The following is a 12,465-nucleotide window of genomic DNA, read 5'->3' as shown; positions in this document are numbered from 1 at the left end:
AGCCTTGACCTTGAAGTATACTTCAAGGTTTATTCTTTTTTTATCAAGAAATATTGGAGGCTGAACAATGAGAATTTTGGAATGGATTTTAGTAATCGTGACAGTTATTAGCGCAGTGGTCATTTGGGTGGCTCCCAAACGTCGGGTAGTGGGGGGCGGTACGTTGTCGGCACTGGCACTGGCTATCCTTTTGCATGGGGTAATCGATCATTTTCGTGTGCAGTTGCTACCTACCTATATCGTGGCCTTTGTTTTACTGATTGTATTGTCCGTTCAATTATGGAAGTCTCGGCGCAATATTCAGCATACACAGAAACGTCGATCGTGGTTCAAAATCATTTTGGCATCCATTCTGGTGCTGGCTCTTAGTGCAGGTACAATAGTGTTGACGTCGTTATTCCCTGCATTCACGATGCCCGAATCGACGGGTTCATTTGCCATAGGGACCTTTTCGCAGCAGTTAACGGATGATTCCCGGGAAGAAACAAAATCGGTTGAACCGGGCGACAAGCGGGAACTCATGATCAATGTCTGGTATCCTGTAGATCAGGAAACAGCCAAAGGATTGCCGCTAGAGCATTATCCTGCCGAATTGGGAGAGGCGATCAGCCTGGTATTTGGTATTCCACCAGTGGTATTCAGTTACCTTGACACGATTCCGACACATGTTGTTAAAGGTGCCGAGGTATCTGCCGCACAGAGCAAGTATCCTGTATTACTGTTTTCACCAGGGATACGTTCTACTCGCTTTCAAAGTATGACCGCGATTGAGGAACTTGTGAGCCACGGCTACATTGTGGTTGGTATCGACCATCCGTATACATCTGCACAAGTTACATTCTCGGATGGCCATGTCGCTTCTTATCAGCCGGACCCTGACTTCCCAACCTCCAAAGAACTATATCAATATAATATAAAAGGTATAGGTATTCGTGCAGAGGATGCAAGCTTTGTACTGGACACTCTCACACAGTGGAATTCACATGATCCGAATCAATTGCTCGAAGGCAAGCTTGATCTGGATTCTGTCGGTATCTTTGGTCACTCCTACGGGGGTGCAACTACGGCGGAAGCGCTGGCTCAGGATGACCGTTTCAAAGCAGGACTTAGTTTGGAAGGCGGTTTCTGGGGTAAAGTATCCACAACAGCCTTGAAACAGCCGTTTATGTATATCATGTCGGGTGAAACAGCCAAAAGTCTGGACCCGGACGCCACTGCCAAGGATAAAGTATTTTATCCCGAGTTTGAGCCTGATTTGGATCGGGTGATGTCAAATAGTCTTAATGATACCTATTATCTGACAGTGGAGAGTTTGTTCCATCAAAGCTTTACGGATATTTCGTTAATTTCACCAAAAATGTTTGCCAGAGGCATGACGCCAGAACATAATGTGGATATAACCAGATCCTATGCGCTGGCATTCTTTGACCGTTATCTGAAAGGAAAAGAGCAGCCATTGCTGCAAGGATCTTCAGCACAATTTCCCGAGGCCACCTATGATGCCACGTATACCAAGATACGCAACAAACAAACGCAATAAGTCCGCAGAAAGGTGGAGGAGTAGGCATGGAAACCATGACAAGAGGAGAGCTGGCTAAGCGTACCGGTGTAAGTATAGCAACCCTCCGTTATTACGAAGATAGTGGAATTCTGCCTGCTCCCCGTCGTTCCTCCAACGGATATCGGGTGTATACCGAGGATTATCTGGTCAAAATTAAGTTCATTAAGGATGCCCAGTTGCTGGGTTACTCCTTAAAGGAGATACAAGAGACCCTGCAACTACTCAGCCAGGAAGACATGGAAAAGGATACGTTAAAAACCCTTGTACGCGAACGCATCGCTGACATTCAGACACATATTGACCATCTGGAACAGATGCAGATTCATCTGGCACGACTGTTGCATACACCGGAGGACGATATCGATAATTATATTCAATCGTTCAGGGTGCAGAAGAAAGAGCCGTAATCGCGGCTCTTTTCCTGTTTAAGAGAAAACAGGCGTGGACTATTGAGCAGGGAATCGGAGATTTAGAAAGAATACATAGTGTAGTTTGCCAATACATAGTGGTGGTTAACGTGGTTTCAATAATGAAATTCACACCAACAAAAGGAGTAACATTTTCTATGAGGGATTTACAAGGTTTTGTATCCGATTACATCAAAGGAAAGAAACATCTGCATCTTGAGATTGGCGTTATTACAAAGGAAGATATCGAATATCATTCATTGGGCAATCCCAAAAAGAAGAGCGTTGCTGCTGCTGAACATAGGTTGTTCGAAATCGGCTCTGTCACCAAACTTTTTACATCTATCCTTCTATTAGAATTGGAACGTCAACAGCAGCTTTCCACGGATGACACGGTTGGCAGGTACATACACAATGGTAAAAACGATTATTTGAATAAGGTTACCTTAAAAAGTCTTGCGACGCATACCTCTGGATTACCTAGACTTGCCACAAATCTCAACCCCACGAAAAACCGATTGAATCCGTATTCAGATTATACCGAGGATGATTTACTTGCTTTTTTAGCGGATGCTGACTTTACGGATCAGATGGGTTCATTTGAGTATTCTAATACCGGCGTGGGCTTACTGGGTTATATGCTATGTAAAGTATCAGGAAGTACATATGAAGATCTGCTGAAAAAATATATCACAGGTCCATTAAACATGACGGAGACAGCTGTTATGCTGAATGCAGAACAGAATGACAGATTTGTGGATGGACATACGTCAACGGGGAAAAAAGTCCCTCACTGGGATCTTAGTGTACATGCAGGGGCTGGGGCGATCAAGTCATCGGTTCACGATATGAGTTTATTTGTTCAGGCCAACCTTAATGATGATCATCCGATAGCCTCTGCAATACAAAAAAGTCATGTTCCTATAATGATTGGAGACTCGGACTTATATTTAGGATGGCATAAGGAGAAGCTGTTAGATCAGAATATTCTCTGGCATAACGGTGGCACATTTGGTTTCTCCAGTTATTTGGCTATAAATAAGGAACAGAGTATAGGGGTCGTATTATTGTCCAATTATTGTTTTGGATCAGCCTCTATTGTGGATGAGTATCTGGATACGATATTCAAGTTTATAACTAAAAAAGACCTTTATCCACTCATGCCGCTAGACCCTGTGGGTAATAAAATACTGGAAGCCATGATGCAGAGATAAAAAAACACCTCGAACAGAGAACACCTGGGGATGTACTTCGGGCGCTTTCTGTTCGAGGTTTCTTTTAGTTCTATCTTAATCGTCTTGATCATGACATACCCGCTTCACGCAGAAAATGGTGCACAATCTTCGTCTGATACTTGATACGGGTCGAGCGTTTCAGACTCCAACAGGTCTCCACCGTGACGGAACGGGCTTGTAATAGTCTTGAAGCCGCTGTACGGGCAGATCCCGGCAATTCATGCTGTTTGAGGTTAAAATGACGATTACGAATGGCAATCGACCGATTCATCCGTTCGATAACTCTTCTGCAAGCTGGAATTGTCCGACTGCCGGGATTGGTGATCAACGTCTGTCCAAGCACTCGTGAACTCAGTTGAGACAGGCCGTTGGCTTCATGCAGATCAAGCCACCAGTCGGCCCGATGTTCACGCGCCAGCTGAAAAACTGCCGCAGCGAGCGGATGCTTGGCCTTGCCTGACATACGACGTGGAAACGTACGATTCAGATCTGGCTTGCCTCTGATTTTCTTAGCGTAGGCTTGCTGGTTCACGCGTGGCACGATAATTAACAGCCCTCGCTGAATGGCGTGACGACCTGTCGCAATATCATCTGCGAGTTTTTGCGCAGCGGCCATACTCGCCGTTTCATTCCCGTGAACCCCGGATGTAATGAACATCACGGGTCCCGGCATCATGCCACGTACGATGAAGTAGGGAGTAGCGTGTGCGCTGGATGCTGCAAGGACATGTTTGGTTACAAGCATGACACTTCACCTCCGTTATTACAGTACGCCATGTCCCTCTTTCATGTAACGGCGTAAGAACAGGTCTTCATCCTATTTCCTCACAAAATGGGCCGACTAATACACCCGATGAATGATATCTTCGAAATCCGGTTCTTTCATCTCTACATCTTCGATCTGACCCCAGTGCTCCAACTGTTTCAGAATGTCCATTGTGCTCCATTCCTTCCGGTTCACTTCGACGGTGACAATCTGTCCTTCCACTCCAGTAATATGTATCGCGGACGACACAACATCCGGGATATGAAACGCTCCCCGGAATGTTACCCGAATCAGCGTAGGTAGTCCGATGGTTTCGCGAAGTGACGAGATCGTGCCGTCATATGTTAGTTGACCATGGTTAATTACCATGACCCGGCTGCATAACTGTTCAATGTCGTCCATGTCATGGGTGGTCAGCAAAATCGTTTTGCCAAACGTTTCATTTAATGTACGTAGAAACTGGCGAATGTTCCGCTTTGCGTTCACATCCAGTCCAATTGTTGGTTCATCGAGAAAAAGCAGTTCGGGATCATGCAGCATGGAAGCTGCGAGATCCGCTCGCATGCGTTGTCCAAGCGAGAGCTTGCGGACAGGCGTGGCCCAGAACGATTCAAGGTCCAGCAGCTCAGCGAACTGGGACAGCCGTCTCTTTTTGTCCTCGGCACGCACGCCGTACATCTCGGCCAGAATATCATATGAATCTTTCACAGGCAGATCCCACCAGAGCTGGCTGCGCTGTCCAAACACAACGCCCAGTCGACCAACGGTCCTGCGCCTGTCCTGATGCGGGTTCATACCGTCAAGCTTTACCTCACCCGAGGTTGGGTGCAGGATACCTGTCAGCATTTTGATCGTCGTAGACTTGCCAGCCCCGTTCGGACCGATGTAACCCACAAACTCCCCTGGGCCGATATCAAAACTGATATCGCGTACCGCTTCCTTGGACACATATTCACGTGAAAATAACGTACGTAGGCCTGAGAAACGTCCTTCGCGAATAACAGGAGTTTTGAATTCCTTTTGCAGATGCCGTGCTGTGATCATGTTCATGATTCGTTACGCCTCCTTAGCTACCTGTACTTTGATATTTGGTCATGCCGAATTGCCAGAAACGCAGACTTGCAGCCAAACTCAGTACGGCAACCGCTGCAACAGCAACAAGAATCCACGCTCCTCCTTCACCCCGTAACAGGTAAAGTGACGGAATGTAGTTGACGAATCCCACCGGAATCACCGTTAACAGAATGCCAGACATCCATTTGGGATATATCGTTAACGGATATTGGGCAGCCGTTCGTGCGGCATCCTCAGTGATCGTCTGTAATTCCTCAATGCGTGTGGTCCAGAATCCGAGTGTGGCGGTAGCAAGTCCGATGGAAAAGAGAATGACTGCACCGGTCAGGATAATGAACAGGGAGAAGGGGATGGCGATCCAGCCAATCTGTCCGCTGTGCATCATGCCTGCCAATGACCAGCAGAGAATGAACCCGCCTTGCAGGACTTCCCCAGCCATGATGCGGAAGTTTTGCGGCAGCAGTGCCAGCAATACGGGCATGGGACGAGTTAACAGTTGATCAAGCTCACCATTAACCAGATATTTTTCCAGATGGTGAACCTCATTGCCAAATGTGCGATACAGTGTTTTGGATAACGTCATGATGGCAAAGAGATAACCGATCTCATGGAGGGACCAGCCTTTAATGGCTCCGAATTTGTGCAGCACGAGAGCAACCATCAGAAACTCGGAGATCTGAATTAAAGCGGCCAATACGGACGCCATGATGAAATTGAACTTGTATTGCATCCGGCTGCGGATGCTTGTTCGAATGAGCATTTTATATAAATTGAACCAGGAAGTTCGCTTCATCCGCCCTGCACCTCCACTTTACGACGTAACACTTGGGTGATCGCAAGACAGATCAACGTCATAAAGACACACCAAAGCAAGGTTCCCCATAACAAGGAGCCATCTTCGAAACCAAGATAGATTCGGGTAGGTACATAGAGCAGGAAAGGGTAGGGTGATATCCAGGCAAGTTGTTCAAGCCAGTTCGGTAGCCATTCCAGCGGAATGAAAAAACCAGCCAGCAGATTCATCATCGCGTGATTGCCCCAGTGAAGCCAAGAGGACTCCGTGGTCCACATCGACGTGGCACCAATGATGTAGTTCATACAGATGGATAAGTATGCGGCGCCGGCAAGACCAAGTGCGGCATAGAATAGTGTTGAAACGTCTGAGGGCCAATGCAGGGAAAAGACAATGGAGAAGAGCAGGTAGATCGGAATACTTTTGTACACGAACTGGTAGGCAATCTGCCCCCATTCGCGTGCCATCAGGTGGGTGAACAGATGAACAGGCCTCATCAGATCCAGTGCGATCTGCCCTGTCCTGACGGATAAGGGAATACCCAATCCGTTCGTGAGAAAACCCGAGATCCAGAGAGAGGATTGCGTGAACGCAATGTAACTGATCATCCCCTGTGTCCCGTATTCTCCGAGAGTATGGTCGGCCCCGATGCCGATCCAGAGGCAGGCATACATGTAACCAAACATGGCGCTTGCCAGGTTATGTACCATGTGTGCCCCGCGGTATTGCAGATTCCGGGAGTAGGCTTTGGAAGCCAGAGTGAAATAAAGCATGTGACACCTCCGATAAGTGGATTGAACGGCGTTTCCGTTCACTTCAGTCAAGGCGAAAAAGAGAGAAGGACAACAGCATACCAATTTATTCCTTCACAGGCAAGACATTTTTTTAGCTAATAATGGTATTAACAGGGGTGTTCATGATTGCGCCACAAGACAACAGTCTGTCCGTTCCTTTATAATTGAGGGGTAATATCGCAAACGTTTACAATGTGAAATATTCAAATTTTAAATAAACCGCCGGGCTTGTGCTTGACGATTGAGGATACAGAACGAACAATCCGGCAAGAGAGAAGGATGTCATGAAGAAAATTGCATGGGTCACCGATAGTACCAGTACACTGGATCCCGTTTTTGCGGAGCAAAATCATATCTACATCGTACCGCTGCGCATCGTATTTGGAGAGGAATGTTACCGGGAAACCGATGACATTACATCTGAAATGTTCTATGAGAAACTTGCGGAGGCTTCACGTGCGAGCAGTTCGCAGCCACCCATTGGCGAATTCATTGAACTGTATGAGTCGCTCAAAGACAAGTACGATGAGATTATTACGATTCATTGCTCTACAGAGCTTAGCGGAACGCTGCATACGTCCATGCAGGCTGCAGAGATTGCAGGAGTGACGGTGACCGCAATTGATTCGAAGGCAGGTGCCTATCCTCACCGTGAGATGATTATGCAAGGACTGGAATGGCAGAAGCAGGGATGTTCAGCTGCCGAGATCAAAGTAAACATTGAACAGATGATTGATAACATGTCCTTTTACCTCATACCGGCCAGTCTTCAACATCTTCACCGCAGTGGCCGGGTGTCGGGTACACAGCTGATCATCAGTCAACTGCTCAAGATCCATCTGCTGCTTCGATTTGAAGAGGGCAAAGTGGTTGTGAATGAGAAGATCCGCACGTTCAAGCGGACAAAAGAGCGCATGCTCGATATGCTCAAGCTGGATATGGAGAAAGTAAAGCATGTGTGCATTATGCATGCCAACAATCAGGAAGAAGCTGTTACAATCAAAAAACAGATTGCAGCTCTGCTGCCTAGATTAAAGACCGAAATCATGCCATTTATCCCTGTGGTAAGTATCCATGCAGGTGCAGGAACCATTGGACTGTGCTGGATTCACAGTGAGAACGGATATAGAGATTAGAAGCACCAGCATTGATCTACAGACAGTCATAGACCTGGCAGGAAACACACTTGATGTCAAAGTGTTGCTCCTGTCAGGTTTTTTCGTATGTCATTGCCAATTCAAACAAACTGTGAGGTAATAAAGAAAACTGTTCATGTTGGAGGGAAACATGTGTTAAGTCATCGCTTGTTGCTTGTTGAAGATGATCGTTCAATTAGTGAGATGGTCGGGCCGTACTTGGAAAAAGAGGGCTACGACGTCACTTATGCATATGACGGCTTAGAGGCAGAACATCAGTTCAGCCAGTCACAACCCGGGTATGATCTGGTTATTCTGGATCTGATGCTGCCCCGCAAAAGTGGGATGGATGTGCTGCAAACCATTCGGGCAGTCAGTCTGGTACCTGTGCTCATTCTGTCTGCAAAGGATGGGGAGGTGGACAAAGCGTTAGGCTTGGGCTTCGGTGCAGATGATTACTTGAGCAAACCTTTCTCGTTAATCGAACTGACTGCCCGCATCAAAGCTGCGATTCGCCGCGCCAATTATACGACTCAGCCTGCGGCTGAAGTGGCTAAAGATCAACGTATTCACATTGGAGGACTCGTAGTTGACATAGAGACGTACGAGGTGGAGCGCGAAGGTACACCCGTCAAACTGACATCCAAGGAATTTGGAATTCTGAAGCTGTTGGTTACCCATCCTGGCAAAGTGTTCACCAAGGCTCAGATCTACGCTTCCGTCTGGAACGATCATTATTATGGAGACGAAAATATCATTAACGTACATATGCGTCGTCTGCGTGAGAAACTGGAGGCAGATCCTTCGGCTCCCCAATATATCAAGACACTCTGGGGCATCGGATATAAGCTGGAGGCGGAGCAGGGATGACACTGATTTTTGCCAGTACAACAGCTATTTTGGCTATTGCCGTCATTGGATTGTGGATGAGATTGCAGAAACGCACCCAACACCTGTCCTATATTCATCAGAAAATATCCGCTATTCTGGATCAAGGCACCTTTGAGCGTTTGCTTGTATTCAATAGTGATGACCAAGTCAGTCAGCTTCTGAAAGACATGAACCAGCTGCTGGATCATGCGCACCGCGCCAAAGCAGGGTATGCGAACCAGGAGAAGGAGATGCGTAATATGCTCTCGAACATTTCGCATGATCTGAAAACGCCACTCACCGTTGTGCTGGGTTATAGTGAGACCTTACTGCACAGTCCATCATTGTCCGATCAGGAACGGAAGATGATGACGGAGAAAATACAGGATAAGGCGCAGGAAGTGCTGCGTTTGATCCATTCCTTTTTTGATCTGGCGAAGCTGGAATCCGGAGATACGGAACTGGTGCTTAGTCGAGTGAATATAAGCGAATTATGTCGGTTGAAGATGCTTTCCTTTTATGAAATGTTGACGAATCTCGGATTGCAAGTCGAGCTGGAGATACCTGCTGGTGATATCTTCGTGCAAGCGAATGAAGAAGCATTGGACCGTGTGCTGGATAATCTCATAACCAATGGAATGAAATATGGAGCAGAGGGTAAGGTAATGGGGCTTTCACTGGATCATTCGATAGGTGGACCTGTGACGTTACAGATCTGGGACCAGGGAAAAGGAATTCCGGAGAGCGAGCATAGTCGTGTGTTTGAACGCATGTATACACTGGAGGATTCCCGCAATCGACTCTATCAAGGCAGCGGCCTGGGTCTGACCATTACGAAACGGCTAGTTGAGCGGATGGGTGGAAGTATTCACTTGCATAGTGTGCCACATCAACGGACTGTATTCTCGGTTACCTTAAAGGCTTGGTAGACCCTGCGTTGGCGTGTCCGGTCAGACTTAAGGTTTTTGTAAGATTTGATTAATAAAAAAGAAGACTTTTCTCTTTACAATATAGATATAGGAACCCGGACAGGGGACGTAAAGGAGAACAAGGACGATGAATTATATCGCACGAACAATAGATGTGACCAAAGTATATGAAGGGGTGGAGGTTGTATCCAACTTCAATATGAATATTAAGCAAGGTGAGATCTATGGATTCCTCGGTCCGAATGGTGCTGGTAAAACAACCATCATGAAGATGCTCACCAATCTCGTCAAACCAACCACAGGGGAGATAGAACTGTTTGGGGAGAAGCTTACGCCGACCTCCTATGAAGTGCTGAAGCGAATGGGCAGTATTATTGAATATCCTTTTTTCTACGATAGACTGTCTGCTCGCGAGAATCTGGAGCTTCACTGTGAATACATGGGGTTTCACAACAAAAAGATTATCGACAATACGATGGAAACGGTAGGGCTGAAGGATACAGGCAAGAAACCGGTCAAGGACTTCTCCTTGGGCATGAAGCAGAGGCTCGGACTGGCTCGTGCACTAATAACCACACCTGAACTGCTCATTCTGGATGAACCGATCAACGGATTGGACCCTGTAGGGATCCGGGAGATGCGAGATTTGTTCAAGCGCCTTAGCAATGAGTATCGCATTACCCTGTTGGTCTCCAGTCACATTCTTGGCGAGATCGAACAGATTGCGGACACAGTTGGTGTCATTCGCGGCGGTCGTTTGGTGGAGGAAGTATCGATGGAGAGCATTCGTGGAAGTCAAAATGAGTACATTGAGTTACAGGCGGTGGATATCCGCAAAGCGACCTATGTCATTGAACACCAGCTTGGTTTGAGTAATTATAAACTGGTTGATGACCAAACGTTACGCATCTATGATCCGGGAATCATTCCATCGGAACTGAACACCAAGCTGATCCAACACGGCATTGAGATCGAATCGATATCCAAACGGGCTCATTCCCTGGAAGAACACTTCATGAAGCTTGTGAAAGGGGATGAAGACGTTGCTTAAACTCATCAGACTTGAGTTGCGGAAGCACCGTTTTGCACGTAATTTTGCAGGTGCAGGTATTGCCAGTATAGCCATTCTTCTTTTCCTGATCATGATTGGATTCGTGGATGTGGGAGCAGAAGATTATGCCTATGCCGATTACCAGACCGCCTTTATGATTATCGATACGTTTGTGAGAGCGACCTTTATCATATTTGCAGGAGCTTTATTATCCAAGCTGGTGATCAGTGAGTATAGAAATAAAACGATGAACGTCATGTTCACCTATCCCATCCAGCGTCATAAAATCATTGCTGCCAAATTGATTATCGTGTTTGGTTTTACATTTGTGATGATTATGGTTACCGATCTGTTGATGGGTTCACTGCTGTTAGTTGTTAATCATTTCTACTCCTTCATTCCTGGATCATTGACGAATCAGGATATATGGGGACTTCTGGCGAAGTACAGTATGAGTTCTTTATCGGCTGCGTGTATGGCACTCATTCCCCTATTCTTCGGTATGCGTAAGCATTCTGTTACAACTACAATGGTCTCGTCCATTTTGCTGGTTTTGATTGTCTGCTCCGGATTCAACGGGTCGGAAGTTTCCATTCATTCGCTTATTATTATCCCTCTGACCCTTGGAGCAATAGGGATATGGATTGCTTCGATGTCCATGGTTCGTCTGGAGACAAAAGATGTGAACTGAATCATTCGGAAAACCATGCTCTGTATGGCTTCAGATGCCATTGACATCCGCTCGTACAAGGGATAGGATAATGTCAACTGAGACACGAAGGAGAATGCAACTACCATGACGATTCCAAAAACATTAACAATAGCTGGTTCGGACACGAGCGGCGGTGCAGGTATTCAAGCTGATTTGAAAACTTTTCAGGAGCTGGGTGTGTATGGCATGACCGTACTGACTACGGTTGTGGCAATGGAGCCCGAAACATGGGATCACCAGGTCTTTCCTGTTGAATTAAATGTAGTTGAAGCGCAGCTTCGCACTGTTCTGGACGGTATCGGTTTCGATGCCATGAAGACAGGTATGCTCGGTTCTGTAGATATTATTGAACTGGTAGCAAAACATATTCGCCGCAGCGGTCTGCCACAGATCGTTATCGATCCGGTAATGGTCTGCAAAGGTACAGACGAAGTACTGCAACCGGAAAATACGGAAGCGATGATCGAATTCCTGTTGCCAGGTGCTGATTTGGTTACCCCTAATCTGTTCGAAGCATCCCAACTGGCGAAGAGTGGACCGATTCGCTCCAAGGAACAGATGGAAGCAGCGGCAGCAGCAATTCATGCCCATGGCTCGAAACATGTCCTGATCAAGGACAGAGGTGTCATTAGCCCGGGTAAAGCAATGGATCTACTCTATGATGGAACCAACTACGAATGGTTTGAAGCCGATGTTGTCGGCTCCGGATATACGCATGGTGCGGGCTGCACGACGTCTGCGGCGATTACCGCTGGATTGGCTCGTGGTCTTTCAGTGAAAGAGGCTGTTCGTGAAGGTAAAGCCTTTGTGACCAAAGCGATTGCCGGCGGATTCCCGCTGAACCGTTTTGTTGGTCCGACACTGCATGTGGCACACCGTCTGGAGCAACAACGCTAAGTGTTGCCAGGGAGCGCACAGTAGCCCATCAATTCTGGATAACACACTTCGATTTCATTCAAGTAGCTGTCAATGAGCAGGAGCTTGCTCGTTGATAGCTTCTTTTTTTATGCGAATTTTTATAAAAAATAGTAACTTTTGGCTTATATTAATCGTATATATCATGGGAGCATTCCAAAACAATGTATGGACACATGAACGACACATGGAATAGGTATGTTAACATCAGAAATCTAAAAA

Annotated in this window: 13 protein-coding genes; 9 read left to right on the top strand and 4 right to left on the bottom strand. The window is 46.7% G+C overall.

Going from position 1 to position 12,465, the window contains the following annotated elements:
* Positions 1-67 precede the first annotated feature (67 nt).
* The 3 genes from MKY66_RS25900 (at position 68) to MKY66_RS25890 (ending at position 3,182) form a co-directional block, all read left to right on the top strand.
* Positions 68-1,540, top strand: a complete 1,473-nt coding sequence (locus MKY66_RS25900; protein WP_076212857.1) for a prolyl oligopeptidase family serine peptidase — start codon at positions 68-70, stop codon at positions 1,538-1,540.
* A 26-nt stretch (positions 1,541-1,566) separates the two neighbouring features.
* Positions 1,567-1,968, top strand: a complete 402-nt coding sequence (locus tag MKY66_RS25895) for a MerR family transcriptional regulator (RefSeq protein WP_076212854.1) — start codon at positions 1,567-1,569, stop codon at positions 1,966-1,968.
* 122 nt (positions 1,969-2,090) lie between these two features.
* Positions 2,091-3,182 (top strand): serine hydrolase domain-containing protein, encoded by a 1,092-nt coding sequence (locus MKY66_RS25890; RefSeq protein WP_083657183.1) that lies wholly within the window; start codon positions 2,091-2,093, stop codon positions 3,180-3,182.
* An 88-nt stretch (positions 3,183-3,270) separates the two neighbouring features.
* On the opposite strand, the gene MKY66_RS25885 is transcribed toward MKY66_RS25890, so the two are convergent.
* From MKY66_RS25885 to MKY66_RS25870, 4 genes are all read right to left on the bottom strand, one after another.
* Positions 3,271-3,948 carry a succinylglutamate desuccinylase/aspartoacylase family protein gene (locus MKY66_RS25885; protein ID WP_076212848.1) on the bottom strand — a complete coding sequence of 226 codons (678 nt, stop codon included), beginning with the start codon at positions 3,946-3,948 and terminating at the stop codon, positions 3,271-3,273.
* 96 nt (positions 3,949-4,044) lie between these two features.
* Entirely contained in the window at positions 4,045-5,013 is a 969-nt protein-coding gene (locus MKY66_RS25880) for an ATP-binding cassette domain-containing protein (protein ID WP_076213064.1), read from the bottom strand.
* A gap of 22 nt (positions 5,014-5,035) precedes the next feature.
* Entirely contained in the window at positions 5,036-5,836 is an 801-nt protein-coding gene (locus MKY66_RS25875; RefSeq protein ID WP_076212845.1) for an ABC-2 family transporter protein, read from the bottom strand.
* A complete protein-coding gene (locus MKY66_RS25870; protein WP_036606839.1) occupies positions 5,833-6,609 on the bottom strand; it encodes an ABC-2 family transporter protein in 777 nt (258 codons plus the stop codon). Before MKY66_RS25870 ends, MKY66_RS25875 begins: the two co-directional genes overlap by 4 nt.
* Positions 6,610-6,914: 305 nt before the next feature.
* Between MKY66_RS25870 and MKY66_RS25865 the strand changes: the two genes are divergently transcribed.
* From MKY66_RS25865 to thiD, 6 genes are all read left to right on the top strand, one after another.
* A complete protein-coding gene (locus MKY66_RS25865) occupies positions 6,915-7,766 on the top strand; it encodes a DegV family protein (protein ID WP_076212843.1) in 852 nt (283 codons plus the stop codon).
* A 153-nt stretch (positions 7,767-7,919) separates the two neighbouring features.
* On the top strand, positions 7,920-8,636 hold the full coding sequence (locus tag MKY66_RS25860) for a response regulator transcription factor (protein WP_076212840.1): 717 nt from the start codon (positions 7,920-7,922) through the stop codon (positions 8,634-8,636).
* Complete coding sequence (locus MKY66_RS25855) at positions 8,633-9,565, top strand: sensor histidine kinase (RefSeq protein ID WP_076212837.1); 933 nt, start codon at positions 8,633-8,635, stop codon at positions 9,563-9,565. The genes MKY66_RS25860 and MKY66_RS25855 overlap by 4 nt, the downstream gene beginning before the upstream one ends.
* Positions 9,566-9,692: 127 nt before the next feature.
* A complete protein-coding gene (locus tag MKY66_RS25850) occupies positions 9,693-10,616 on the top strand; it encodes an ABC transporter ATP-binding protein (RefSeq protein WP_076212834.1) in 924 nt (307 codons plus the stop codon).
* The gene (locus tag MKY66_RS25845) at positions 10,609-11,307 is read left to right on the top strand and encodes an ABC transporter permease (protein ID WP_076212832.1); all 699 of its coding nucleotides are present in this window, start codon (positions 10,609-10,611) and stop codon (positions 11,305-11,307) included. The genes MKY66_RS25850 and MKY66_RS25845 overlap by 8 nt, the downstream gene beginning before the upstream one ends.
* Before the next feature lie 105 nt (positions 11,308-11,412).
* A complete protein-coding gene (thiD, locus tag MKY66_RS25840) occupies positions 11,413-12,225 on the top strand; it encodes a bifunctional hydroxymethylpyrimidine kinase/phosphomethylpyrimidine kinase (protein WP_017692191.1) in 813 nt (270 codons plus the stop codon).
* The last annotated feature ends 240 nt before the right edge of the window (positions 12,226-12,465 follow it).

The sequence above is a fragment of the Paenibacillus sp. FSL R5-0766 genome, assembly GCF_037971845.1.
Classification (GTDB): domain Bacteria; phylum Bacillota; class Bacilli; order Paenibacillales; family Paenibacillaceae; genus Paenibacillus.
Note: the sequence above shows the minus strand (reverse complement) of the source record. Positions and strands in the feature narration are given on the sequence as shown.

Bases quoted from the DNA above. Each gene is read 5' to 3' on its own strand.
- MKY66_RS25885 (WP_076212848.1), bottom strand. From the start codon at position 3,948: ATGCTTGTAACCAAACATGTCCTTGCAGCATCCAGCGCACACGCTACT.
- MKY66_RS25880 (WP_076213064.1), bottom strand. From the start codon at position 5,013: ATGATCACAGCACGGCATCTGCAAAAGGAATTCAAAACTCCTGTTATT.
- MKY66_RS25855 (WP_076212837.1), top strand. From the start codon at position 8,633: ATGACACTGATTTTTGCCAGTACAACAGCTATTTTGGCTATTGCCGTC.
- thiD (WP_017692191.1), top strand. From the start codon at position 11,413: ATGACGATTCCAAAAACATTAACAATAGCTGGTTCGGACACGAGCGGC.
- MKY66_RS25900 (WP_076212857.1), top strand. From the start codon at position 68: ATGAGAATTTTGGAATGGATTTTAGTAATCGTGACAGTTATTAGCGCA.
- MKY66_RS25875 (WP_076212845.1), bottom strand. From the start codon at position 5,836: ATGAAGCGAACTTCCTGGTTCAATTTATATAAAATGCTCATTCGAACA.
- MKY66_RS25850 (WP_076212834.1), top strand. From the start codon at position 9,693: ATGAATTATATCGCACGAACAATAGATGTGACCAAAGTATATGAAGGG.
- MKY66_RS25865 (WP_076212843.1), top strand. From the start codon at position 6,915: ATGAAGAAAATTGCATGGGTCACCGATAGTACCAGTACACTGGATCCC.
- MKY66_RS25895 (WP_076212854.1), top strand. From the start codon at position 1,567: ATGGAAACCATGACAAGAGGAGAGCTGGCTAAGCGTACCGGTGTAAGT.
- MKY66_RS25890 (WP_083657183.1), top strand. From the start codon at position 2,091: ATGAAATTCACACCAACAAAAGGAGTAACATTTTCTATGAGGGATTTA.
- MKY66_RS25870 (WP_036606839.1), bottom strand. From the start codon at position 6,609: ATGCTTTATTTCACTCTGGCTTCCAAAGCCTACTCCCGGAATCTGCAA.